This is a genomic window from Agromyces selenitireducens, from assembly GCF_052748465.2.
The window spans coordinates 2,871,122-2,895,992 of sequence record NZ_CM188259.1 but is presented as its reverse complement, the minus strand read 5'-3'; the positions used below and the strand labels follow the sequence as shown (position 1 = coordinate 2,895,992).

18 protein-coding genes are annotated in these 24,871 nt (G+C 71.9%); 12 read left to right on the top strand and 6 right to left on the bottom strand.

What is annotated here, in order from left to right; translation table 11 throughout:
- Window positions 1-498: 498 nt before the first annotated feature.
- The 3 genes from ACULK4_RS13500 to ACULK4_RS13490 all read left to right on the top strand — a co-directional run bounded on the left by ACULK4_RS13500 (window position 499) and on the right by ACULK4_RS13490 (window position 6,199).
- Complete coding sequence (locus tag ACULK4_RS13500) at window positions 499-3,006, top strand: ATP-dependent helicase (RefSeq protein WP_445966100.1); 2,508 nt, start codon at window positions 499-501, stop codon at window positions 3,004-3,006.
- Between the two features lie 144 nt (window positions 3,007-3,150).
- Window positions 3,151-5,472, top strand: coding sequence for an eCIS core domain-containing protein (locus tag ACULK4_RS13495; protein ID WP_445966099.1), 2,322 nt, complete (start codon window positions 3,151-3,153; stop codon window positions 5,470-5,472).
- Window positions 5,473-5,494: 22 nt separating this feature from the next.
- On the top strand, window positions 5,495-6,199 hold the full coding sequence (locus ACULK4_RS13490; RefSeq protein ID WP_445966098.1) for a hypothetical protein: 705 nt from the start codon (window positions 5,495-5,497) through the stop codon (window positions 6,197-6,199).
- A 58-nt stretch (window positions 6,200-6,257) separates the two neighbouring features.
- Here ACULK4_RS13490 and ACULK4_RS13485 read toward each other — a convergent pair whose 3' ends face one another.
- Together ACULK4_RS13485 and ACULK4_RS13480 are read right to left on the bottom strand one after the other, a co-directional pair.
- Window positions 6,258-7,130 (bottom strand): DUF72 domain-containing protein, encoded by an 873-nt coding sequence (locus ACULK4_RS13485; RefSeq protein WP_445966097.1) that lies wholly within the window; start codon window positions 7,128-7,130, stop codon window positions 6,258-6,260.
- Window positions 7,131-7,150: 20 nt separating this feature from the next.
- On the bottom strand, window positions 7,151-7,873 hold the full coding sequence (locus ACULK4_RS13480; protein ID WP_445966096.1) for a VIT1/CCC1 transporter family protein: 723 nt from the start codon (window positions 7,871-7,873) through the stop codon (window positions 7,151-7,153).
- A gap of 226 nt (window positions 7,874-8,099) precedes the next feature.
- On the opposite strand from ACULK4_RS13480, the gene sucC reads away from it, so the two are divergent.
- Both sucC and sucD read left to right on the top strand, forming a co-directional pair.
- On the top strand, window positions 8,100-9,263 hold the full coding sequence (gene sucC / locus ACULK4_RS13475) for an ADP-forming succinate--CoA ligase subunit beta (protein WP_445966095.1): 1,164 nt from the start codon (window positions 8,100-8,102) through the stop codon (window positions 9,261-9,263).
- 30 nt (window positions 9,264-9,293) lie between these two features.
- Window positions 9,294-10,202 carry a succinate--CoA ligase subunit alpha gene (gene sucD / locus ACULK4_RS13470; RefSeq protein ID WP_445966094.1) on the top strand — a complete coding sequence of 303 codons (909 nt, stop codon included), beginning with the start codon at window positions 9,294-9,296 and terminating at the stop codon, window positions 10,200-10,202.
- Window positions 10,203-10,318: 116 nt separating this feature from the next.
- Here the strand turns inward: sucD and ACULK4_RS13465 are convergent, their stop codons facing one another.
- Window positions 10,319-11,695 (bottom strand): prealbumin-like fold domain-containing protein, encoded by a 1,377-nt coding sequence (locus ACULK4_RS13465; protein ID WP_445966093.1) that lies wholly within the window; start codon window positions 11,693-11,695, stop codon window positions 10,319-10,321.
- A 300-nt stretch (window positions 11,696-11,995) separates the two neighbouring features.
- The gene (locus ACULK4_RS13460) at window positions 11,996-14,629 is read right to left on the bottom strand and encodes a prealbumin-like fold domain-containing protein (protein WP_445966092.1); all 2,634 of its coding nucleotides are present in this window, start codon (window positions 14,627-14,629) and stop codon (window positions 11,996-11,998) included.
- Window positions 14,630-14,989: 360 nt separating this feature from the next.
- Here ACULK4_RS13460 and ACULK4_RS13455 point away from each other — a divergent pair, with 360 nt between their 5' ends.
- The 7 genes from ACULK4_RS13455 (at window position 14,990) to ddaH (ending at window position 23,236) form a co-directional block, all read left to right on the top strand.
- Complete coding sequence (locus tag ACULK4_RS13455) at window positions 14,990-15,496, top strand: hypothetical protein (protein WP_445966091.1); 507 nt, start codon at window positions 14,990-14,992, stop codon at window positions 15,494-15,496.
- Window positions 15,497-15,570: 74 nt separating this feature from the next.
- Window positions 15,571-17,019 carry a hypothetical protein gene (locus tag ACULK4_RS13450; protein ID WP_445966090.1) on the top strand — a complete coding sequence of 483 codons (1,449 nt, stop codon included), beginning with the start codon at window positions 15,571-15,573 and terminating at the stop codon, window positions 17,017-17,019.
- Between the two features lie 30 nt (window positions 17,020-17,049).
- Window positions 17,050-18,318 carry a cell division protein PerM gene (locus tag ACULK4_RS13445; protein WP_445966089.1) on the top strand — a complete coding sequence of 423 codons (1,269 nt, stop codon included), beginning with the start codon at window positions 17,050-17,052 and terminating at the stop codon, window positions 18,316-18,318.
- A gap of 71 nt (window positions 18,319-18,389) precedes the next feature.
- Entirely contained in the window at window positions 18,390-18,983 is a 594-nt protein-coding gene (gene purN, locus ACULK4_RS13440; RefSeq protein WP_445966088.1) for a phosphoribosylglycinamide formyltransferase, read from the top strand.
- Window positions 18,980-20,590 carry a bifunctional phosphoribosylaminoimidazolecarboxamide formyltransferase/IMP cyclohydrolase gene (purH, locus tag ACULK4_RS13435; RefSeq protein ID WP_445966087.1) on the top strand — a complete coding sequence of 537 codons (1,611 nt, stop codon included), beginning with the start codon at window positions 18,980-18,982 and terminating at the stop codon, window positions 20,588-20,590. Before purN ends, purH begins: the two co-directional genes overlap by 4 nt.
- Window positions 20,591-20,766: 176 nt before the next feature.
- A complete protein-coding gene (locus ACULK4_RS13430) occupies window positions 20,767-21,858 on the top strand; it encodes a Glu/Leu/Phe/Val dehydrogenase dimerization domain-containing protein (protein WP_445966086.1) in 1,092 nt (363 codons plus the stop codon).
- A 118-nt stretch (window positions 21,859-21,976) separates the two neighbouring features.
- Complete coding sequence (ddaH, locus tag ACULK4_RS13425) at window positions 21,977-23,236, top strand: dimethylargininase (RefSeq protein ID WP_445966085.1); 1,260 nt, start codon at window positions 21,977-21,979, stop codon at window positions 23,234-23,236.
- On the opposite strand, the gene ACULK4_RS13420 is transcribed toward ddaH, so the two are convergent.
- Window positions 23,208-23,906, bottom strand: a complete 699-nt coding sequence (locus tag ACULK4_RS13420) for an ABC transporter ATP-binding protein (protein ID WP_445966084.1) — start codon at window positions 23,904-23,906, stop codon at window positions 23,208-23,210. The genes ddaH and ACULK4_RS13420 overlap by 29 nt on opposite strands.
- Entirely contained in the window at window positions 23,903-24,871 is a 969-nt protein-coding gene (locus tag ACULK4_RS13415; RefSeq protein ID WP_445966083.1) for an ABC transporter ATP-binding protein, read from the bottom strand. Before ACULK4_RS13415 ends, ACULK4_RS13420 begins: the two co-directional genes overlap by 4 nt.

Here is a 24,871-nt window from a genome sequence, read left to right as displayed (position 1 = left end):
GGCTCGCGTCGACGGGTACTCACATGGAGGCGGTCGTCGCGCTCGAACTTTCGCGGGAGGGGGAGCCCCCAGAGCCGTGCTGCGGTCGTGTGGCTGAACCATTGCCCGCGAGCATGAGCGGTTCATAGGCGCGGCACCTCGAGTGCAGGTCGGTGATCGGGTCGGGCGACCGCACACCGTGGAACGGCGCGGCGATCCGGGGCGGACGGAGTCGCTTCGCGCCGATATCGAGCGCGATCGCCTCGGACATCCGGAACGGGCCGAGGCGAAGCTCGTGGGGGAGGGGATCGCGCGCCATGCGTCGAGCGTGCCAACGCCCGCCGCCTTGTGCGCTCGGTTCTCCACAGCCCGACGGCACGGCCCACTCCATCGACCCGACTCACGCGAATCGGCCCTCGAATGGGCCGATTCGCGTGAGTCGGGTAGGAAGTGGGGGAGTCGGGCGGAGCGTCGGGGTCAGGGGGCGCTGTCGGAAGGCGCGCCTACACTTGAGAGGACATGACGCTGATCCTCGACCCCGACGACCCCACCGGCTGGCGCGAGGCGCCCGTCGCGGCCACCGACGAACGTGCGGGCGCACCGCACGGCGCCGGCCCCGCGGCATCCGATCGCCTGACGGCCGGTCTGAACCCCCAGCAGCGCGTCGCGGTCGAGTACCGCGGGCCCGCGCTGCTCATCGTCGCGGGCGCGGGGTCCGGCAAGACCCGCGTGCTCACGCACCGCATCGCGAGCCTCATCGACGGGCGCGAGGCATGGCCGAGCCAGATCCTCGCGATCACATTCACCAACAAGGCCGCGGCCGAGATGCGCGAGCGCGTCGAGGCGCTGCTCGGCGAGGCCGCCGGCGGCATGTGGATCTCGACGTTCCACTCGGCGTGCGTGCGCATCCTCCGCCGCGAGGCCGAGGCGATCGGGCTGTCGAGCACGTTCACGATCTACGACTCGGCCGACCAGCGCACCATCCTGAAGCGCATCATCAAGGAACTGGATGCCGACACCCTCGGCTTCACGCCCGCGAGCGCCCAGGCGAAGATCTCGAAGCTCAAGAACGAGCTCAGCGACGTCGAGACGTACGCGCGGAACGTCAACACGAACGATCCCAACGAGGTGATGTTCCTCGAGATCTTCCGCCAGTACACGCGGCGGCTGCGCGACGCGAGCGCGCTCGACTTCGACGACCTCATCAGCGAGACGGTCTACCTGTTCCGCGCGTTCCCGAAGGTCGCGGCGCTGTACCAGCGGCGGTTCCGGCACATCCTCGTCGACGAGTACCAGGACACCAACCACGCGCAGTACGCGCTCATCCGCGAGCTCACGCGCCCGGTCGAGCCCGACGTCGTCGCCGAGCTCGACTCGCACGGCGTGCTGGTGCGGGGCATGACGGATGCCGCGGGCCGGATCCCGGGCGCGGGCCTCACCGTCGTCGGCGACTCCGACCAGTCGATCTACGCCTTCCGCGGCGCCGACATCCGCAACATCGTGGAGTTCGAGCGCGACTTCCCCGGTGCGAAGGTCGTGCTGCTCGAGCAGAACTACCGGTCGACGCAGAACATCCTGTCGGCGGCGAACGCGGTCATCTCGAACAACTTCGACCGGAAGGACAAGAAGCTCTGGACCGCCGACGGCGACGGCGACAAGATCACCGGGTACACCGGCTACACCGCGCACGACGAGGCGCAGTTCGTCGTCGATGAGATCGAGGCGCTGCACCGTGCCGGCGTCGCGTACCGCGACATGGCCGTGTTCTACCGCACCAACGCGCAGACCCGTGCGCTGGAGGAGATCTTCGTCCGCTCGGCCGTGCCGTATCGCGTGGTCGGGGGCACGAAGTTCTACGAGCGCGCCGAGATCAAGGATGCGATGGCGTACCTCATCGCCGTCGCCAACCCGCTCGACGAGCTGGCCCTGCGCCGCATCCTCAACACGCCCAAGCGCGGCATCGGCCCGGCAACCGAGACGAGCCTCGCGAGCTTCGCCGAGCAGAACGACCTGTCGTTCCGCCAGGCGATGCGCGCCGCCGACGGGCTCGGGCTCGGACCGAAGGTGACCAAGGCCATCGTCGACCTCGCGAAGGTGCTCGACGAGGCATCCGCGATGCTCGTGCCGTCGCAGAAGGGCCTCGACGAGGGCACGAACGAGGGCGCCGCGAAGGTCTCCGACGTGCTCGCATTCCTCCTCGACCGCTCGGGCCTCGTCGCGACGCTGCGCAACAGCCGCGACCCGCAGGACGAGACGCGTGCCGAGAACGTCGAGGAACTCCTCGCGCAGACCAAGGACTTCGACCGCGAGAATCCCGGCGCGGGCCTCGTCGACTTCCTCACCCAGGTCTCGCTCGTGGCCGCCGCCGACGAGCTCGACGACGCATCCGGCACCGTGTCGCTCATGACCCTGCACACCGCGAAGGGCCTCGAGTACCACGCCGTGTTCCTCACCGGCCTCGAGGAGGGGCTGCTGCCGCACCAGATGTCGGCCTCCGAGCCCGGCGGCCCCGCCGAGGAGCGGCGCCTGTTCTACGTCGGCATCACGCGCGCGCGCAAGCGGCTCTTCCTCTCGCTCGCGATGAGCCGCGCCCAGTTCGGTGAGGTGTCCGTCGCGATGCCGAGCCGCTACCTGCAGGAGATCCCCGACGAGCTCGTCGACTGGAAGCAGTCGCCCGGCATGGCGAACAGCCGCGGCGGCAGCCAGCCGCGCGCACTCAACGCGCGACGCCCCGGCTACGGCGCCGGCGGCGGCGCGTGGGGCACGCGCGACCGCGACCTCGAACGGTACAGCGTCACGAAGTCCGCGGGCACGAAGACCGAGTGGGCGAACCGCGTCACGGGCACCGTGCGCGACAACGGCGACCTCACGCTCGAGGCCGGCGACCGCATCCGGCACACCGACTTCGGCGAGGGAACCGTGCGCCAGGTCACGGGCGAGGGCACCAAGCGCATCGCCCACGTCGCCTTCGACGCGGCCGGGCAGAAGAAGCTCCTCATCAAGATCGCGCCGATCGAGAAGCTCTGACGCCGGTCCACCGCGCCCGCGCCCCGGCGGTGCCCGATCGGGCAGGGGAAACGTCGCCAACGGCCGAGGGCGAGTCTTGGCGAGCCGGACGGGCAGCGGGAGAATGGAGATCCGGGTCCGTACCCCGAGGACGGAGGGGCGATCGTGGCGCTCCTGCGTTCCGAGCCGGCGACGATCTTCGGAGCGGGCGGCGCACGTGCCGCGGTCCGACGGCAGGGCCGCCACGATGCCGCCCGTTCGACGCCGACGCGCGCCGCGACCACGACCGGAATGATCGTCGCTCGACTGCAGCAGACGGCGGGCAACCGCGCCGTGGCGTCGGTGCTCGGCACCCCGGCCGCGGTCGCCTCGACGCCGGCCCGGGTCCGCGGCGACGAAGCGGAGCGTGAGGCGGTGCGCGCGGCGCAGCACGTCGCGTCGCCGCGTCGGAGCACGGGATCGGACGTGCCCCATCCCCAGCCGTCGCGACCGTCCGTTGCCCGGCCCGGTCGGACCCTCGCCGACGGCGTGCGGGCCGCGGCCGAATCGCACTTCGGGTGGAGCTTCGCGGGCGTCCGGATCCACGACGATCCGGCGACGTCGGAGTCCCTGCATCGGGCGGGCGCGCGAGCCGTGACGACGGGCGAGGACATCGGCGTCGCGGCGCAGACCGGCGACCTGGAGGCGGAGCGCAATCGGAGCCTCCTCTACCACGAGCTCGCGCACGTGGTGCAGCAGACCCGGGCCACGGGCCGCCCCGCACCCGGAGGTGCCGCCGCCCTCCTCTCCCGGGCGGAGCCGGGGCCGCACTACGCGCCCGTCGTCACCGCGGTCGCCGCCGGTGCCGAGCTCGGCGCGGGACGATCCATGAGGGTGACCGCGACGGCCGCGGGCGCCGGTGCCCTCACCTGGTCCCTCGTCGGGGCGCCGGCGGGCGTGACCGTGACGCCCCGGGGGCGCCGCGGCGCGACCATCCGCTCGGCGCCGACCCCGCTCGGGACCGCACCGGCCGGCGGCGGCACGGTCTTCCAGGTCCAAGCCGCGCTCACCGCGACGCCTGCCGACCAAGCCGTCTCCGGGAACATCACGTTCGTGAGCGTCGACACCATCACCGTCAACCCGAACCCGGCCTTCATCCCCGTCCCCATCGCGGGCGGTGGCACCACCGCCGCCCCGGCCGGCACGATCGACGCGAACCGGGGCGGCCTGACCGGCAACACGGGCAACGTCGTGACCGTGACGAACCCCGCCGGACGTGCCGTGACGGTCTCGCTCCCGCAGGCGGCGGGGGCGAGCGTCGCGGGGACCGTGATCACGCCGGGCGGCTCGACCGGGAGGATGCGCGTGCGCGTCGCGGACACCGCCACCGCGAGCTTCAACGAGACGCCCCTCCGGATCGATTCGGTTCCCACTCGCGTCACCGGGCTCGGCCCGGCGGGTCCGACCGGCAACCCGGCCGTCTACGGATCGATCAATCCGATCCGGTTCGGCCAGTCCGACAACGCCGTGCCGAGCACCCGGGTCATCGGCGAGACGATCACGGCCGGCGGCTCCGACGCGTTCGGCCTGACGCCGCTGATCAACGGCACCGGACCGAACCCCGCTCCCGTCGGCGCGCTCTCGGCGCCGGCGAACGGGTGGAACGACCAGTTGTTCACCGGCACGGCCAGCGTCGACGTGAACCGCTTCGTCGGCAAGAACCCGCCCGGCGGCAGGCTCCCGGCCGTCTGGACGCTGCGGCAGGGCTTCCATGCCTGGGCGTGGAGCGGCGCGGCGTCGCCGGTCGAGTTCGACAACGGCGTGCACATCCGCTCGCTCATCCAGCAGGGTCCGAACTTCCGGTTCCGGACCCAGCACCGGTTCCCGGGCGCTTCGGTCACCGCGCCGCTCGATCCGTACGCAGCGGTGAATCCGCTCATCACGCTCACCGCGATCACCGGTGCCGCGAACGTGCCCGCGGCGGCGGGGGGCATCGCCGCCGACGGCGTGGCGACGGGCACGGCCACGGTGACCGCGTCGGTGGCGGGCCGCCCCGTCGTCTGGAGCGTGGTGTCGGGTCCGCTCGCGATCGCCGCAGGCGCGGTCGTGCCGCCGGCCGGGGCGGCCATCACGGCGGGTCTCGTCGCGGGCCGGTTCCCCGTGAAGGTCGTCGACCAGGCGCTCCCGAATCGTGAGGGCCTCGGCCGGATCCGGATCGTCGTCGTCCGGCTGCGCGGGCTCACCGCCGCTCCATCGCCCGTCCCGGCGGGGGTGCTGTCGACGGCCCTCGCGTTGAACGCCGACCCGGGCGGGCGGACCGTCAACTGGACGGTCGACGCCGCGGCGGCCGCCGCCGGCGTCACCGTGGTGGGCGTCCCCGCGGCGGCGCCCGTCGCGACCACCGCGACCCTGACCCGGCCGGCGGCGTTCACGGGGACGGTCACGGTCACAGCGGTCGACAGCGTCCTCGCCACGAAGCGCGCGACGCTCCGCGTCCGCTTCCTCTGATGAGCCGCGAAGCGGAAGGACGATGATGGGCTCAGGTGAACCGGTCGAAGCGGTCGGCGACGTGTCGGTGGCCGGACGCACCGTCGAGGTGCGGTTCCGGATCGACGCGTCCGAGGTGGTGGCGGGCGCACCGGTCGAGATCATGACGGAGATCCGGCTCGGCGACGGCGACCCGTTCGAGCTGCGGTCGGCCGGCGCGCGTTCCACGGCGCGCAGCCGAGAGTACTCGTTCGAGGCGGACGGCCCCGACTCGGTGCCGCTCCGCGACCCGTTCGCGGACGAGGTCGACATCGGCGGAGTCGAATCGAGCGTGCTCGTCGCGAGCGACCGTCCGGATCGCGGAAGGATCCTGCTGAACCGGTTCCTCACCCTCGAGGACCTCCGCTCCTCGCTGCCCGAGGGCGGACGATTCGACCTCGTGGTGCACTGCGAACGACGGATCCGGGTCGCGGGCGACGCGCGCGATGCCGAGCCGCCCGCCGTGCGCACGGAGCTCCGGGTCCCGGTGGTCCGAGACGACGCCGCGTGCGCCGCGGAGTACGGACGGCTCGCCGACGTGGTGCTCGGGCATCCGAGCGCTCACGTCCTTCGCGAGCAGGCCCTCGACGCCCTGCTCTCGGCGCGGAGCACCGTCGCCGAGGCCGCGCTCGTCGCCGTCGCGGAGCACCCCGACCCGACGGTCGCCGGACCGGCGAGGCACGCGATCGACGCCATGCGTCGAGGGTGACGCCGGATTCTCCGCGAGACCGACGCCGACGAGGTGCGCCTCGTCACGGTGGCCCGAGTCAGCCTGCCCCGGTGGCCGGAGGCGGCATCACCGCCGGCCGCGGCAGCCGGGCGATGAGTCCCATCGCGTCGTACGGCGCGCGCACCTTGATGTCGTTGTCGAAGTAGAGGTACGCGTCGCGGCCGGCTTCGAGGTGCGCGCGGGTCCAGTCGGCCCACCGGTCGAGCGACGCGTCGTCGTAGCCCGACGCGTACAGTTCCTCCTCGCCGTGCAGGCGCGCGTAGGCGAAGTCCGCGGTCGTGCGGTCCAGGCGCGGGTACTTCCCCGCGGTGTCGGCGGTGACGGATGCCGCGCCGTGCCGCTCGAGCACCGCCGCCCATGCGTCGGCGTGGTCCTCGAACGACGGATGCCGCACCTCGACGGCGTACCGGATCGGCGCGTCGCCCGCCGCCCCCGCCGCGGTCGCCGCGAACGAGGCCCTGCCCTCCATGCGGTCATCATGCCGGGCGGCGAGGGCCGCGGCATCCGTTCTCGTCTTCGGCAGTCGCGCCAGGAAGGACTCGAGCAGGGCCTCGTCGTACGCGAGCGTCGGCGGCAGCTGCCACAGCACCGGGCCGAGCTTCGCGCCGAGGTCGAGCACGCCCGACGCGAAGAAGTTGGCCAGTGGCGCGTCGACGTCGCCGAGGCGCTTGACGTGCGTGATGAACCGCGGGCCCTTGACCGCGAAGACGAAGCCGTCGGGCGTGCCGTCGCGCCAGCGCTGCCAGCTCGCCGGCCGCTGCAGCGAGTAGAACGAGCCGTTCAGCTCGATCGACGTCATGCGTTCGGCCGCGTAGGCGAGTTCGTCGGCCTGGCGCAGGCCCTTCGGGTAGAACACGCCGCGCCACGGCCGGTAGCGCCAGCCGGAGATGCCGATCCGTGCCTCGGCCATGCCGATCCCGGGCGGCCCGCCTAGACCGCTCCGCCGAGCAACGCGCCGATGGCCCAGGTGACCGCGAGCGCGAGCGCCCCGCCGATCACGACGCGGGAGATCGCCCGGACACGGGGTGCCCCGCCGATCCACGCCGACAGCCAGCCGGTGATCGCGAGCGCGACGAGCACCGCGATGAACGTCGTGACGATGCGCCATTCGGGCGGCGGCAGCAGGATCGCGATCATCGGCAGGATCGCCCCGACGAGGAACGACGCGGCGGACGCCCATGCGGCGTGCCAGGGGTTCACGACGTCGGTCTCGGAGATGTGCAGCTCGGCCTCGAGGTGGGCGGCGATCGCGTCGTGCGCGGTGAGCTCGACGGCAACGCGCTCCGCCGTCTCGGGCGAGAGGCCCTTGCCGCGATAGATCTCGGCGAGCTCGGCGAGCTCCTGCTCGGGCATCGTCGCGAGCTCCTCGCGCTCCTTGGCGATGAGTGCGTGCTCGGTGTCGCGCTGGCTCGACACCGACACGTACTCGCCGAGGCCCATCGAGATCGCGCCGGCCGCGACGGATGCCACGCCCGCCACGAGGATCGCGCCGACGTCCGACGTCGCTGCCGCGACGCCGACGACCAGCGCGGCGACCGACACGATGCCGTCGTTCGCGCCGAGCACGCCGGCGCGGAGCCAGTTGAGCTTGGCGTGGACTGCGCCCGAGTGCGGGTCGCTGCGGTGCGTCGGTTCGGCTGCGGCATCCGTCATGGCGGCAGTCTCGCAGTGACGCCCGACGCGCGCCAGCATGGAGAGGCTCACCTCGGGGTCGCGTCGTGACGTGCGGCGTTGCCCCGGTTCGGGCGCGCCACGGCGGAGGGGTACCATGGTCGCGGCCCGTTATCTCGATATCGAGGTATCTCGACGTCGAGAGGTCATCCGGGCCCCCTCACCCACCATCCCTACGCGCGAACCGCGGAACGATTGGAAGCAGAGCGTGGATCTTTACGAGTACCAGGCCAGAGACCTCTTCGAGAAGTACGGAGTGCCGGTGCTCCCGGGCATCGTCGCCGACACGCCCGAAGAGGTGCGCGCCGCGGCCGAGCAGCTCGGCGGCGTCGTGGTCGTCAAGGCCCAGGTGAAGACCGGCGGCCGCGGCAAGGCCGGCGGCGTGAAGGTCGCGAAGAACCCCGACGAGGCGGAGGAGGCCGCGAAGGCGATCCTGGGTCTCGACATCAAGGGGCATGTCGTCAAGCGGGTCATGGTCGCCGGGGGCGCGAAGATCGCGCAGGAGTTCTACTTCTCGGTGCTCCTCGACCGCGCGAACCGCTCGTACCTCTCGCTGACGAGCGTCGAGGGCGGCGTCGAGATCGAGCAGCTCGCCGTCGAGAAGCCCGAGGCCCTCGCCCGCATCGAGGTCGACCCCAACGCAGGCATCACGGCCGAGAAGGCGCGTGAGATCGCGACCGCTGCGAACTTCCCCGCCGAACTCGTCGACCAGGTCGCCGACGTGTTCGTGAAGCTCTACGACGTCTACACGGGTGAGGACGCGACGCTCGTCGAGGTGAACCCGCTGATCCTCGACGAGGACGGCAAGGTCATCGCGCTCGACGGCAAGGTGACGCTCGACGAGAACGCCGAGTTCCGCCACGCCGGCCACGCGCTGCTGGAGGACAAGGCGGCGACCGACCCGCTCGAGGCGAAGGCGAAGGAGCTCGACCTCAACTACGTCAAGCTCGACGGCGAGGTCGGCATCATCGGCAACGGGGCGGGGCTGGTCATGTCGACGCTCGACGTCGTCGCGTACGCGGGCGAGGCGCACGGCGGCGTGAAGCCGGCGAACTTCCTCGACATCGGCGGCGGCGCGTCGGCCGAGGTCATGGCCAACGGCCTGTCGATCATCCTCGGCGACCCGCAGGTGCGCGCCGTCTTCGTCAACGTGTTCGGCGGCATCACCGCGTGCGACCAGGTCGCCAAGGGCATCGTGGGCGCGCTCGCCGAGCTGGGCTCGGCCGCGAACAAGCCGCTCGTCGTGCGACTCGACGGCAACAACGTCGCCGAGGGCCGCCGCATCCTCGAGGAGGCGGCGCACCCGCTCGTCACCCTCGCCGAAGACATGGACCAGGGCGCCGACAAGGCCGCCGAGCTGGCGAACGCGTAACCCGCCGTACGAGACGAAGGACTTCCAACCGTGACCATCTTTCTGAACAAGGACTCCAAGGTCATCGTCCAGGGCATCACCGGCGGCGAGGGCACCAAGCACACCGCGCGCATGCTCGCGGCCGGCACCCAGGTCGTCGGCGGCGTGAACGCGCGCAAGGCCGGCACCACGGTGCTCCACAAGGACGCCGAGGGCAACCCGGTCGAGCTGCCCGTGTTCGCGTCGGTGGCCGAGGCGATCGAGCAGACGGGGGCGGATGTCTCCATCGCCTTCGTTCCGCCGGCCTACACGAAGGACGCCGTGATCGAGGCCATCGACGCCGGGATCCCGCTCCTCGTCATCATCACCGAGGGCGTGCCCGTGCAGGACTCCGCCGAGTTCTGGGCCTACGCCAAGGAGAAGGGCGAGAAGACCCGTATCATCGGGCCGAACTGCCCGGGCATCATCAGCCCCGGTGAGTCGCTCGTCGGCATCACCCCGGCGAACATCACCGGCAAGGGCCCGATCGGCCTGGTCTCGAAGTCGGGCACGCTCACGTACCAGATGATGTACGAGCTCCGCGACCTCGGCTTCTCGACCGCGATCGGCATCGGCGGCGACCCGATCATCGGCACGACGCACATCGACGCGCTCGCGGCGTTCGAGGCCGACCCCGAGACGAAGGCGATCGTCATGATCGGCGAGATCGGCGGCGACGCCGAGGAGCGCGCGGCCGATTTCATCAAGGCGAACGTCACCAAGCCGGTCGTCGGCTACGTCGCGGGCTTCACCGCGCCCGAGGGCAAGACGATGGGCCACGCCGGCGCCATCGTGTCCGGCTCGGCCGGCACCGCCCAGGCGAAGCAGGAGGCCCTCGAGGCCGCCGGCGTCAAGGTCGGGAAGACGCCGTCCGAGACCGCGCGCCTGCTCCGCGAGGTGTACGAGGCGCTCGGCGCGTAAGGCAGCGGATGCCGCGGCACGGCGCCTTCGCGCCAACGCCGCGCCTGCACCGCAGGGCCCCGTCGGCGATGCCGGCGGGGCCCCTCGTGTCATCCGTTTCGGATGCTCCTCTCAGTTCACGGATCGATCACGATGGTGCAGATCACGGTCGTCGGCTCGAGGTCCTCGATCGTGATGCTCGGATCATCGAGCTCGTCGTCGAGCGACACCTCGTCCGAGCCCTCGACGTCGCACGAGATGCTCGAGAAGGTCCCGTCGTCGACCAGCGAGTCGACGCTCACCGTGACGTCGGTCAACGGCACGTTGGTGAACGTGACCGTCGGATCGTCGTCGCAGTCGGTGTCCTCGACGACCGTCGCGGTCTGCGGGTTGTCGGACGTGACGGCGTAGTTGGCGGGAACGGTCTCGGTCACGGTGTAGTCACCGGAGTCGAGGCCGGCCAGGCAGGCCTCGCCGTTCTCGTCGGTGACGAGGTCGACGGGCTCCTCGAGGCCGCCGCCGCTGACCGTGAAGGTCACACCCGCCTGCGGGTGGTCCTGCCCGAGGCCGAGGCCCGCGTCCTTCATCGTCTTCTCGATCACCAGGGCGCCGCAGTTGTTGATGCCGGTGTCGAGCGGAGCGATGAAGTCCTTCAACGCCGCGGTGAAGGAGTCGGACGAGCGGCTCTTCAGGTACGCGCTGCCGAACGCGACGCACTCGTCGCCGACGATCGCCGAGAAGTCGACCGTCGCCTCGCCGAAGGTCCGCGCGGAGATGTCGCCGAGTCCGTCGGCCTCTGCGGATGGGATCGGGGAGGTGTTGATCGAGCCGGTCGCGTCCCCCGATGCGCTCAGGTTGATCCGGTCACCCCAACAGGGAGTGCTGTTGGACGCCTCGCACAGGGACTTGTCGCCCGTCGTCACCCACTCCGAGAGGAACAATTGCGGGTTGGTGCCGCCCTGCGAGAGGTCGTACTGGATCAGCAGGTCTCCCGCAGTCCGCACCGGTGTGACGCCGTTCGCCGAGATGGTCTCCGACTGGTTGAACTCGAAGTCCATGTTCGTCGTGCCACTCGGCTCCTGGACCCGATGCCAGAACATGTGCAGGAAGTCCCCGCCGGCGGTCGCCTCGAGGTAGGTGCCGAATGTGAGGAGGTCGCTCTTGTTCGGCGGAATGCTGCCCGAGACCACCGAGGGCACCGCGGTGTCCTCCTTCGAGCCTTGGCCGAAGGAATCGTCGTCGGATCCGCTCGGCTCGTCAGGCTGACGGGCCTCCGAAACGTTCGCCCAGTCCAGCGATGGCGGTGCCGGGTCGTCGACCCTGAGGTTCGCGTCGGTGTCGATCTCGAACTCGCTCCCAGCCAGGCTCACCTCTGGGTGGGCAGCTTGGGCGGGGCCGCCGATCAGAGCCGTGCCGAGCAGGGCGGCGAAGCCGACGGCAGCGGCGGCGCGAAGACTTCGCCGCCGGCGCGTGACGCGCTCGTCGGGTGTACGGGCTCGGGTTGTGAGGGGCATGATCGCCTCCGGGTGTCGCAGCTTCGTCCGGTCCGGGCGGGCCGGACGTCCTCTGCGGGCGACGGGGCGGGCTCGGGTGTCCGTCCGGCGCGTCCGGCGAGGTGGGTAGAGCGTCGCCGGGCGTGCATCGCGCCGTAGGGGTCTTTCACGCCACTCGGCACGGTACTCCCGTGCGGCTCGAGCCGTAACCCGAAAGTGAGGAAAACTCATGCCCCCAGTACTGGGCACGCGTCGGGCCTGGCACGGATGGTCCCGCGGGCAGTGCCCGCGGGGACCATCCCTCATTCAGTTCCCTTCAGATCACGGGTCGATCACGAAGTCGCACGTGATGTTGCCGGGCTCGAGGTCCTCGAGGGTGAGCGTCGGATCGTCGAGCTCGAGGTCGAGCGAGACGTCGAGTTCGGCATCAGGGCCGGCCTCGGTGACGTAGCACTCGATGCTCGAGAACGTGCCGCCGTCGACCTGCGAGTCGACGCTGACCGTGATGTCGGTCAGGGGCGTGTTCACGAACTCCTTGACCGCACCAGCGTTCGCGCTGTCGCAGTCGGCCGCTTCCGTCACGTTGGCGGTCTGCGTTCCGACGTCGGCGTAGCCGCCCGGAATCGTCTCGGTGATCGTGTAGAGGCCCACGCCGGGCAGGTCGCTGACGAGCAGGCCGGTCGCGCACGCCACGCCGTTGGCATCCGTCGTCACGGTGATGCCCTCGACGGGCAGTTCACCGCCCGTGATCACGAACTCCACACCCGCGTGCGGGTGGTTCACCCCGAGGCCGTCGGCCGCGTGCTTGCGCAGCTTCGTGATCTCGATGGCGCCGAGCTCGCGGACGTTGGTGAACGTGCAGGTCACCGTCTCGCCCGGGCTCAGCCCGATCGTGGCCGGATCAGAGCCGTCGTCACACGTCGCGCTCGACAGGTTCCAGTTCGCCGGGACCGTCTCGGCCACGTCGTAGGTGCCCGGGTCGAGGTCGGAGAAGGTCTCCGAGTCCTTGCCCGCGGCGCCCGCGGCAGTCGTCGTCAGCGTGAACGGCGACGGCGACAGGGTCGTCGACGTGAAGTCGAACGACCCGGTTCCCGTGTCGGTGATCTTCTCCACGACGATCGATCCGGATGCCCGGTTCGTGTACGTGCAGTCGAGGATGTCATCGGCGTCGTCGATGGCGAACGTCACCGTCGCGCCGTCGATCGTCGGGACGACGTCGGTGCTCGCGCTGCAGTCGATCCCGACGAGCTCCCAGCCGGCAGGCGGGGCGCTCTCGGTGACCGTCAGCCCGGACCCGAACAGCACGTCGATGTACGTCTGGCTCTCGCCGTTCAGCAGGTCGAACGTCGGATCGACGTCACCTCCGAGGGTCGACAGCCCGGTCGTGTAGTCGAACGAGGCGTTGCTCGTGTCCGGGCTGGGCTGCGTCACCTTGCGGATGATGACCGTTCCACCGGTCTGGTTGCCGTACGTGCAGTCCAGCACGTCGGAGGCGTCGTCGATGTCGAACGTCACCGTTCCCGTCGCCAGGTCGATGTCGGGGACGACGCCGGACGTACCGGTGGTGCAGTCGATGGATTCGAGTGTCCAGCCTGTCGGCAGCGTGTCCTCGGTGATGGTGTACCCGGTGCCGAGCAGGACGTCGGTGTACGTCGCGTTCTCTCCGTCCTTCAGGGTCGGTGAGGGGTTGTTCGCGGTCGGATCACTCACGCCGGACAGCCGGTCGAAGACGGTCGAGAAGCCGAACGACGATTCGCTCGGATCAGGACTCGGATCGGTCGCCTTCCTGATGATGACCGTGCCGCCCGTCTCGTTGTAGTACGTGCAGTCGACGGAGTCGCTGTTCTCGTCCAGGTCGAACGTGATCGTGCCCGTGGTGGCATCCGTCACCGGGGTCACGCCCGTGCTCGCGCTGCAGTCGATCGAGTCCAGCTTCCAGCCCGCAGGCAGTTGGCTCAGGTCCTCGGTGACCGTGAGGCCCGTGCCGAGGAACACCTGGTCGAACTCCTCGCTGTCGCCGTCGCCCAGGCTGAACGTCGGATCGGCACCGTCAGGGGTGTCGAAGTTCGCCGTGGTGAAGGCGAACGACTCGTCGTCCGGGTTGGGACTCGGATCGGTCACCTTGCGGATCGTGACCTTGGCACACGTGTCGAGGCCGGTGTCGAGCGGTGCGATGAAGTCCTTCAGTGCCGCACTGAACGAGTCGGATGACCGGCTCTTCAGGTAGGCGCTGCCGAACGTCACACACCCGTCGCCGACGATGGCCGAGAAGTCGACCGTCGCCTCGCCGAACGTCCGCGCCGAGACGCTGCCGAGGCCGTCGGACTCGTTGGCGGGGATCGCCGTCGTGTTGATCGATCCGGTCGCGTCGTTCGTCGCGCTGAGGCTGACCCGGTCCTCCCAGCACGGGAGCGAGTTGGATGCCTCGCAGATGCCGGAGCGCGGCTCGTCTGCGGTGATCCACCGGGAGAGGAACAGCTCCGGGTTGGTGCCGCCGTTGGCGAGGTCGTACTGGATCAGCAGGTCGCCTGCGGTGCGGACCGGGGTGACAGTGTTGCTCGAGATCACCTCGGATTGGTTGAACTCGAAGTCCATGTTGGTGGTGCCGGTCGGATCTTGGACGCGGTGCCAGAACATGTGCAGGAAGTCGCCGCCCGGCGTCTCTTCGAGGTAGGTGCCGAAGGTCTTCAGGTCGCTCTTGTTCGGCGGGATGCTGCCGGCGACGACCGTGGGAGGTTCGGTGTCCTCCTTCGAGCCCTGTCCGAAGGCGTCGTCGCCGCTTCCACTCAGGGCGTCTGACTGGCGAGCTTCGGCGACGTTCGCCCAGTCGAGCGAGGGCGGGGCGGGGTCATCGACCTTCAGGTTCGCGTTCGTGTCGATCTCGAACTCGCTGCCGCCGAGGCTCACCTCGGGATGGGCGGCTTGGGCGGGGCCGCCGATCAGCGCGGTGCCCACCAGCGCGATCAGGCCCGCCGCGGCGGCTCCTCGTAGACATCGCCGCCGGAAGGCGGCGCGTTCGTCGGGCGTTCGGTCTCGAGCTGCAAGCGGCATCATCGCCTCCGGGTTTCGCAGCGTCGTCCGGCCCGGGCGGGCCGGACGGTCCTCTGCGGCCGATGAGGCGGGAGAGTTCGGGTTTCCGTCGGCGCGTCGGGCGAGGTGGGTAGAGCCTCGCGGGACGTGCATCGCGCCGTAGGGGAGTCGTCAGTGCCATTGCGCACGCTACTCCCGGTCGGGTCCGCGCCGCATCCGATATCGAGGATCCCTCACCCCCCAGATCGGGGGCCGGAACGTCCGCCGCATGGCAGCATTGGTGCCATGACCGAGCAGCGGAGTCCGGTGCACATCCTCCGGGCGAGCTTCGTGACCGAGGAGTCCGTCTACGGCGTGATCCTCGTCTCGGGCATGATCGTCCTCGCCGGCGGCCACGGCGACAGCTCGTGGACGACGTTCTGGACCGTCCTCGTGACCGTGCTCGTGTTCTGGGCGGCGCACCTCTACGCGGGCACCGTCGCCCACCACGGCATGGACGATCACCGAACGGTCGGCCTCCGGGAGGCGTTCCGCATCTCGTTCCGCCGTTCCCTCGGCCTGCTCGTCTCGGCCCTCATCCCGTCGTTCATCCTGCTCCTCGGCGCGACGCGGGCAGTGCCCGATTCGCTCGCGCTGTGGTCGGCGCTGTGGGCCGGCGTGATCGTGCTCGCCGTGCTCGGCTTCATCGCGTTCCGGCGGCGCGGGGCCTCGATGCTGATGCAGGTGCTGGGGTCACTCGCGACCGCAGGGTTCGGACTCGCGATGATGCTGCTCAAGGCGTTCGTGCACTGATCCAGGCGACCGCGGCATCCGCCTCGCGGGACCATCGTCCCGCCGTTCGCACGCCCGATCGATAGCGTCGCCACGTGGGGGACCGACGACGGGAGTACGCCATGGGCGATGCGACGAGCGCTGACGACGATCTCAAGGCACGGATCGCCGAACTCGAGGCCGAGAACGCGCGGCTACGCGAGACGGCGACGGATGCCGCAGCGGCCGGCACCGCGGCATCCGTCACCGCACCACCCGTGAAGCGCCACCGCGGGCGCACGATCGCGGCCGTTGCGCTCGTGCTCGTCGGCCTGCTGCTCGCGCCCGTCGCGGTCATCAGCGCCTGGGCGCGGCTGCAGCTCGTCGACACCGACCGGTTCGTCGCGACGTTCGCGCCGCTCGGCGAGGACCCGGACGTGCAGGCGTTCATCGGGGACCAGGTCACCGACGCGATCGAGGAGCAGGTCGACATCGAGCAGCTCACCGCCGACGTGTTCGACGGCATACGAACGCTCGACCTGCCGCCGCGCGCCGAGGACGCGCTCTCGCTGCTCGAGGGACCGGCCGCCGAGGGGTTGAGCTCGCTGCTCGACCAGACCGTCGACCGGGTCGTCACGTCCGACGCGTTCGAGCAGGTGTGGGCCACGACGCTTCGCGCCAGCCACACCCAGTTCATCGCGGCGCTGCAGGGCGACCCCGATGCGGCGCTCGCGATCGGCGACGACGGCAGCCTCTCGGTGCAGCTCGGACCCATCGTCGAGGAGGTGAAGGACCGGCTCGCCGAACGCGGCGTCGACTTCGCCTCGGCGATCCCGGTGATCAACCGGAGCGTCGTCATCGCGCAGGTGGACTCGCTCGTGCTCGTGCAGACGGTGTACGCGCTCGCGGTGGCCGTGGGCACCTGGCTGCCCATCCTCGTGCTCGTGCTGCTGGCCGCGGGCGTGCTCGTGGCGAAGCGGCGGAGCGCCGCGCTCGCGTGGACCGCCGGCGGGCTCGCCCTCACGATGCTGATCACCCTCGCCGGCTTCGGCACCGGCAGGCTGTTCTTCGTCGGCACCGTGAGCCCGTCGCTGATGCCGTCGGGCGCGGCCGAGGCGATCTACGGCGGGCTCACCGAGCTCATGGTCTCCACGATCGCCGCGATCACGGTGCTCGCGATCGCGGTCGCGATCATCGCGTGGCTGTCGGGACCGTGGCGTCCGGCGCGCGCCGCGCGCGGCTTCGCCGACGCCGGCTTCGGAGCCGCCCGCCGTTCGGCGGAGGCGCACGGCGTCACCACCGGTCGGTTCGGGGAGGGGCTGCACCGCTACCGCGTCGTCGCGTACGTCGCGATCGCCGTGATCGCCTCGCTGGTGCTGCTGTTCAACCGGCCGCTCGAGACGTCCACCGTGGTGTGGGCGGTCGTCGTCGCACTGCTCGCGGTCGGGCTCGTCGAACTCCTGCGCCGTCCGCCGATCGAGGCGGCCGACGTCGATGCGGTTGCGACGGATGCCGACGCCGAGGCGGCCCTGCATCGCATCGACTCCGCACGTCCTGCGGGCTGATCCCGCCGCAGCGCAATAAGGTCGAGTGCGATGAGACGCACGACGATCGCACTGCTGGCCGCCCTCGAGGCGACCGTCTCGACGCTCATCGGGTACGGCGTGGCGCTCGTGCCGCTCATGCTGCTGTGGGCGATCGCCTTCGGCCTCGCCGCACCGCTCGACGCGTTCTTCCGGGCCGCGGCCGACGTGTGGCTGCTCGGGCACGGCGTCGACGTCGCGGTCCGGCTCGACACGGCGACCGCCGCTGGGATGGGCCTGCCCGGCGCCGACGAGCCGTTCACGGTGACGATCGGCCTGCTCGGCTTCGCCGTGCTCACGTTCGCCTTCGGGCTCCGGATCGGACGCCGCGCGTCCGAGGGCGGCAATCCGGTGGTGGGTGCCGCGGCGGCCGTGGTGACGGTCGGCGCCCTCGGCGGTGCGATGGGCCTCGTCGCGGCGACTGAGGTCGCGGCACCATCCCCCTGGCAGTCCGTCGCGCTGCCCGCGCTCGTGATGGCGGCGGGCGCGCTCGTCGGGGTGGCCCGGGCGTTCGCACGGCGCGGCTGGTCGACGGATGCCACGACGAGCGTCGTTCGCGGGTGGGTCGAGCGGCTCCCGCCGGTCGCCCGTGACGGGGTCCGTGCGGCCGTGCGCGTGGGCGTCGGTGCGGCCTTCGGCGTCATCGCCGTCGCGGCGGTGCTGGTCACGGTTCGGGTCGGGCTCGACCACGCCACCATCGTCGGCCTCTATCAGGCGCTCGGGGCGGGCGTCGACGGCGACGCGACGCTCACGATGGTGCAGCTCGCCCTCGTGCCGAACGCGGTGATGTGGGCGACCGCCTGGCTCCTCGGACCCGGCTTCGCGCTCGGTGCGGGCACGACGGTGTCGCCGAGCGTGACGCTCATCGGCCCGGTGCCCGGGTTGCCGCTGCTCGGCGCGCTTCCCCCGGAGGGAGCGCCGCTCGGGGTGCTCTGGCTCGCGCTGCCGGTGCTGCTCGGTTTCGTCGGCGCGATCGCGGTCGCGGCATCCGTTCCCGTCCACGAGGAGGCGCCGTGGTGGGCGACTCTCTCGGCAGGCGTCGGCGCGGGCGTCGTCGCGGGCGCGCTGCTCGGCGTGTTCGCCGCGTGGTCGGGCGGGGCCGCCGGGCCCGGGCGACTGGCCGAAGTCGGCCCCGACGCGCTGCTCGTGGCGGCGTCGGGCGCGGCGAGCGTGGGCGTGGGCGCGGTCGCGGGGGTGTTCGCGGCGCGGGCGCGGGCGCGGAACACGGTCGACGCCGGCCCGCGAGAAGAGCAGAGCGAGGAGCCCTCGCCCGTGGGGTAGTCGCGCCCACGCTCACGTGAGCGCTCGTGCCCGTGTCATCCGCTCGCCTGCGCGCCCGGTACCCTCGTAGGGTGCTGAAGCTCGTCGTGCTGATCTCGGGCACGGGCTCGAACCTCCGCGCCCTGCTCGAGGCGTCGGAGGACGCCGAGTTCCCCGCCCGCGTCGTCGCGATCGGCGCCGACCGCGACTGCGAGGGGCTCGGGCTCGGCGAGGAGTTCGGCATCCCGGCCTTCACCGTGCCGTTCACGGCGTACGACTCGCGCGACGAATGGGGCGAGGCGCTCATCGAGCAGGTGCGGCGGTGGGAGCCCGACCTCGTCATCCTCTCGGGTCTGATGCGACTCGTCCCGCCCGCCGTCGTCGACGCGTTCAGTCCGCACCTGGTCAACACGCATCCCGCCTACCTTCCCGAGTTCCCGGGTGCGCACGGCGTGCGCGAGGCGCTCGCCGCCGGGGTCACCGAGACCGGGGCGAGCCTCATCGTCGTCGACAACTCCGTCGACGGGGGTCCGATCATCGCGCAGGAGCGCGTGCCCGTGCTGCCCGGCGACACCGAGACGACCCTCCACGACCGCATCAAGCCCGTCGAACGACGCCTGCTCATCCAGGCCGTGCTCGACATCGCCAACTCGCACCTCGACCTGAAGGAGCTCGCCGCATCATGAGTGGAGCCGCAATCGACCCGAGCCTCTACCGCGAACGCGACCTCGTGCCCGTCCGGCGGGCGCTCATCGCCGTGAGCGACAAGGCGGGCCTGCCCGAGCTCGCCGCCGCGCTCGTCGACGCGGGCGTCGAGATCGTCTCCACGGGCGGCACCGCCAAGGCCATCGCCGAGGCCGGACTGCCGGTCACGCAGGTCGCCGACGTCACCGGGTACCCCGAGCACCTCGACGGCCGCGTGCGCACCCTGCACCCCGGCGTGCACTCGGGCCTGCTCGCCGACCTGCGCCTCGACCACCACGAGCGCGAGATCGCCGAACTCGCGATCAAGCCCTTCGAGCTCGTCGTCGTGAACCTCTACCCGTTCGTCGAGACCGTCGCCTCGGGCGCCGAGCCCGACGCCGTGGTCGAGCAGATCGACATCGGCGGCCCCGCCATGGTGCGAGCGTCCGCGAAGAACCACGCCAATGTCGCGGTCGTGGTCTCGCCCGACCGCTACGACGAGGTCGTCTCGGCCGTGCGCGCCGGCGGCACGACACTCGCCCAGCGTCGCGACCTCGCCCGCGAGGCGTTCCGCCACACCGCGACGTACGACATCGCGGTCGCGTCGTGGATCGGCAACGTCGTGGCGCCCGACCAGGCCGCCGATCAGTCGCCCTTCCCCGCGTGGGTCGGCGCCGCATGGACCAAGGATGCGGACCTCCGCTACGGCGAGAACTCGCACCAGAAGGCCGCGCGCTACTCCGCGGTCGGCGGCCGCCCGGGCATCGCGCAGGCCGCGCAGCTGCACGGCAAGGAGATGTCGTACAACAACTACGTCGACGCGGATGCCGCGGTGCGGGCCGCCTACGACTTCGAGGCGCCGGCCGTGGCCATCATCAAGCACGCCAACCCGTGCGGCATCGCCGTCGCGGCATCCGGCGCCGCCGACCCCATCGCCGACGCCCACCGCCGTGCCCACGAGTGCGACCCGGTCTCGGCGTTCGGGGGCGTGATCGCCGCGAACCGCACGGTCACGCGCGAGATGGCCGAGACCGTCGCCGGCATCTTCACCGAGGTGCTCGTGGCGCCCGGCTTCGAGCCCGACGCCGTCGAGGTGCTCACGCAGAAGAAGAACATCCGGCTGCTCGAGCTGCCCGCCGGCTTCGAGCCTTCCGCCGTCGAGATCCGGCAGGTCTCGGGCGGGCTCCTCATGCAGCAGGCCGACCGGTCGTTCGCGGATGCCGCCGACTGGACGCTCGTCGCGGGCGAGGCCGCCGACGAGGCTGCGCTCGCCGACCTCGCGTTCGCATGGCGGGCGTGCCGCGCCGTGAAGTCCAACGCGATCCTGCTCGCCTCCGGCGGCGCATCCGTCGGCGTCGGCATGGGACAGGTCAACCGCGTCGACTCGTGCAAGCTCGCCGTCGAGCGCGCCGGCGACCGCGCCGCCGGGTCGGTCGCGGCATCCGACGCGTTCTTCCCGTTCGCAGACGGCCTGCAGATCCTGCTCGACGCGGGCGTGAAGGCCGTCGTGCAGCCCGGCGGTTCGGTCCGCGATGACGAGGTGATCGCCGCGGCGAAGGCCGCGGGCGTCACGATGTACTTCACCGGCGAGCGGCACTTCTTCCACTGACTCCGCGCGGTGGTCGAGCAGGCGCGCAGCGCCGTGCCGAGACCCGCATCGCGAACCGATCTCGATACGGCGGCCGGCCCACTCGATCACCGCACCCGCAGTATCCTTGAGGTGAGGGCGCCCACGAAGCGCCCGAACAGCCGCGCCCACAAGGCGATGAACAAGGAGACCGATCGATGACGATCACCCACGACCCGGCACCCTCGGCCGAGGTCCACGCAGCCCTTCCCCTCGACGCCCCCGACCACGAGCGCGTGCTCATCACGCGCGGTCCCCGATCCGGGCTCACCATCATCGTCGCGGTGCACTCGACCGCACTCGGCCAGGCCCTCGGCGGCGCCCGCGTCTGGCACTACGAGCACTGGACCGATGCGCTCGCCGACGCCCTGCGCCTGTCGCAGGCCATGACCCTGAAGAACGCCGCGGCCGGCCTCGCGCGCGGCGGCGGCAAGTCCGTCGTCTGCATCCCCGCCGGCGAGACCCTCGACGAGGCGCGCCGCCACGACGCGATGCTCGACCTCGGCGACGCCGTCGAGTCGCTCGGCGGCGCGTACATGACCGCGGAGGACGTCGGCACGAGCGCCGAGCTCATGGCCGTCGTGCACGAGCGCACCGAGCACGTCTGCGGACTGCCCGCCGAGCAGGGCGGCGTCGGCGAGCCGGCGGACGCCACCGCCGCGGGGGTCCACGCCGGCATCCTCGCCACCCTCGACCACGTGTTCGGCTCCCGCGAGGTCGCGGGCCGCCACTTCGTCGTCGCCGGCCTCGGCCAGGTCGGCGGCCGCCTCGCCCGCGCGCTCGCCGCGGGCGGCGCACGCCTGACGGTGACGGATGTCGCCGAGTCGAAGCGTGCGCTCGCCGACGAGCTCGGCGCCGCCTGGGTCGCGCCCACCGAGGCGCACCGCGTCGAGGCCGACGTCTTCGTGCCCTGCGGGCTCGGCGGTGTCCTCACTCCGCACGTCGTCGATGAGCTCCGGGTGCGCGCCGTCGTCGGCGCCGCGAACAACCAGCTCGCCGAGCGCGACGTCGCGCGCCGTCTGCGGGGGCGCGGCATCGCCTGGGCGCCCGACTTCGTGGTGAACGCCGGCGGCGTGGTCTACCTCGACCTCGCCTCCACCCCCGGCATCGGCCAGCACGAGCTCGACCGCCGCATCGCCGGCATCGGCGACGTCGTCGGCGCAGTGCTGCGCGACGCGGATGCCGCGGGCATCACGACCCTCGACGCGGCCGAGCGCCTCGCCGAGGCCCGCCTCGCCGCCGCGCGCTGACGCAGAGCGGCCGGGCGTGCAGCGCCCGGCGCGCCCGGCCGCCCGGACGCCGCCGGGACGCCGTCGCACGGCGGCGCCCCGGCGCCGGACGCCTGCGCGCCCCCGATAGGCTGGCGCCATGACGACGCCCCCCGCCATCCGCCTCCCGGCTGCCCCGGATCGATCGCCGGCGCAGGCCACCGTGGCACGACGGAGCGTCGCGGCGATCGCGTCGGCGGCGGTCGTCGCGGTCGTGGCGTTCACCGCGGGAGTCCTCGCCACGTCGATCGCGCAGGGCCAGAATCCGGCCGTGCTCGGGCAGGCGATCGGCTACTTCGCGCTCGCTGGCGTGTCGCTGTGGGCGTTGCTCTGCGTCGCCAACGCAGCCGGCGCCCTCCGCGCCTGGTTCCTGGCCGGGCTCGTCGGCCTGACCTCGGCGGTGCTCGCCGCGCTGCTGGCCGCGAGTACGAACGTCCTCTCGCGCGGCATCGAGGTGAGCGGGCAGGTCTTCTCCGTCGTGCTCGGGTCGCTCGTCGGCATCAACCTCGCGTTCATCGTGGCCGCCGTGCTCGGCGAGGTCCTGCTCGCGCCGCGCGTCGAGCGGGCCGTGCTCCACCGGCGGCCGCGCCGCCTGCACCGCAAGGTCGCGCTGGTGCGCATCCCCGCCTCGAACCTCTCCGAGGGCGAGCTCACCCACCTCGAGCGACGGCCCGTCGACACCGCCAGGGCCGACGAGCAGTGGGACGACTACTGCGCCGCGCTCGTCGCCGAGGGCTGGGACACCGTCGAGGTCGACGCCGCCCCCGACCTGCCCGACTCGGTCTTCATCGAGGACACCGTCGTGTTCTTCGGCGACCTGGCCGTGCTGGCGAACCCGGGCGCGGAGTCCCGCACACCCGAGATCGAGGCGGTGGAGCGCGCCGTGCGCGCCATTCCCGGCGTCTCGATCGCGCGCATCGCCGCGCCCGGCACGCTCGACGGGGGCGACGTCCTGAAGGTGGGCGGCACCGTCTACGTCGGTGCCTCCGGCCGCACCAACGCCGAGGGGATCCGCCAGCTCCGGGGCCTCCTCGCCCCGCGCGGTTACACGGTCGTGGCGGTGCCCATGACGAAGGCGCTCCACCTGAAGAGCGGCGCGACCGCGCTGCCCGACGGAACCGTGATCGGCCACCCCGACCTGCTCGAGACCAGCTCGCTGTTCCCGCGGTTCCTCGCCGTGCCCGAGCCCGAGGGCGTCGCGGTCGTGCTCCTCTCCGACGAGACGCTGCTCATGTCGGCCTCCGCTCCGCGCACCGCCGAGCTCCTGTCGAACCTCGGCTACCGGGTCGTGACGGTCGACATCAGCGAGTTCGAGAAGCTCGAGGGCTGCGTCACCTGCCTGTCGGTGCGGGTGCGCTGATCCGGGTGACCCGGCCGTCGTGCAGCTCGACCACCCGGTCGGCGCGCTTCACGAGGTTCGCGTCGTGCGTGGTGACCACCGCGCCGACCCCCTTGGCGTGCACGAGCTCGGTGATGAGTCCCATCACGGTCGCGGCCGTGCCGCTGTCGAGCTGACCGGTCGGCTCATCGGCGAGCAGCACCGACGGCCGGGCGGCGAGGGCGCGCGCGATGCCCACGCGCTGCTGCTGCCCGCCCGACAGCTCGTACGGCCGCTGCGCCGCGTGTCCGGCGAGCCCGACGAGTTCGAGCGCCTCGGCGACGCGTGCGTCGCGCTCCTCCGCCGGAACGCGCTGCAGGCGCAGCGGCACCTCGACGTTCTCGGCGGCTGAGAGCACGGGGATGAGCCCGAACGACTGGAACACGTACCCGACACGGTCGCGGCGGACAGCCGCGAGCGCGTCGTCGTCGAGGCTCGACAGGTCGTCGTCGCCGAGCAGGACCCGCCCGGCCGTGGGCCGGTCCAGTCCGCCGAGCACGTTCAGGAGCGTGGTCTTGCCCGCGCCGGAGCGGCCGGTCACGACGACGAGTTCGCCCGGCGCGACGTCGAGCGACACGTCGGCGACGGCCGTGACGGCCTCGCCACGGCCCTCGTAGACGCGGGTGACGGCCTCGGCTCGCAGCGTGGTCATCGTGCCTCCTCGGTTTCGCCCTCGCCCGGTGCGGGGCCGGATGCCGCGGGCGGTCCGTCGCCCGATCCCGGCGGTGTCGCAGCGTCGTGCCCAGGCCGCACCTGCACGTGATCCGGCTCGAGCGACAGTCGCACCCGCTCGCGCAGGCCGAGCCCGGTGACGAACTCGTGGGGCAGCTGGAGCCGGCCGACCCGGTCGAGCACGGCGAACTCCTCGGCGACGGCCTGCTCGGCACCGTGCTCGTCGACGCGCGTGGAGCGCAGCACCTCGGTGGACGTGCGCCCGTCGCGGATCTGCACGGTCCGGCGAACGTGCTCCGACACGGACGGGTCGTGCGTGACGATGAGCATCGTCACCCCGAGCCGCTCGTTCACGCTCCGCATGGCCTCGAGGACCGACGCGGACGTCGCCTCATCGAGCTCGCCCGTCGGCTCGTCTGCGAGCAGCACCTTCGGTTCGTTGGCGAGGGCGACCGCGATCGCCACCCGCTGCTGCTCGCCGCCCGACAGTTCCGCGGGGCGCCGGTCCGCGGCATCCGCCACGCCCAGCAACTCGAGCAGCTCGGCAGCCCGCGCGGCGCGCGCGCTGCCGCGCGACGTGCCGGCGACCGCCATCGCGAGCGCCACGTTCTCGGCGGCGGTGAGGTAGGGCAGGAGGTTGCGGGAGGTCTGCTGCCAGACGAACCCGACCGTTCGGCGCCGGTAGGCCACCCGCTCGCGCGCACCCATCGACAGCAGGTCGTGGCCCGCGACGCGGGCGACACCGGCGGTGGCGGTGTCGAGGCCCGACAGGATCGTGAGCAGCGTGGACTTCCCCGAACCCGACGCGCCCACGAGCGCGACGAGCTCGCCCGGGTCGACGCGCAGGTTGAGCCCTTGGAGGGCCTGCACCTCGACGCCGTCGGCGCTGAAGATGCGCACCAGGTCCGAGCACAGGATGTGCGGTTCCGCGATCGCCTGCGTCAT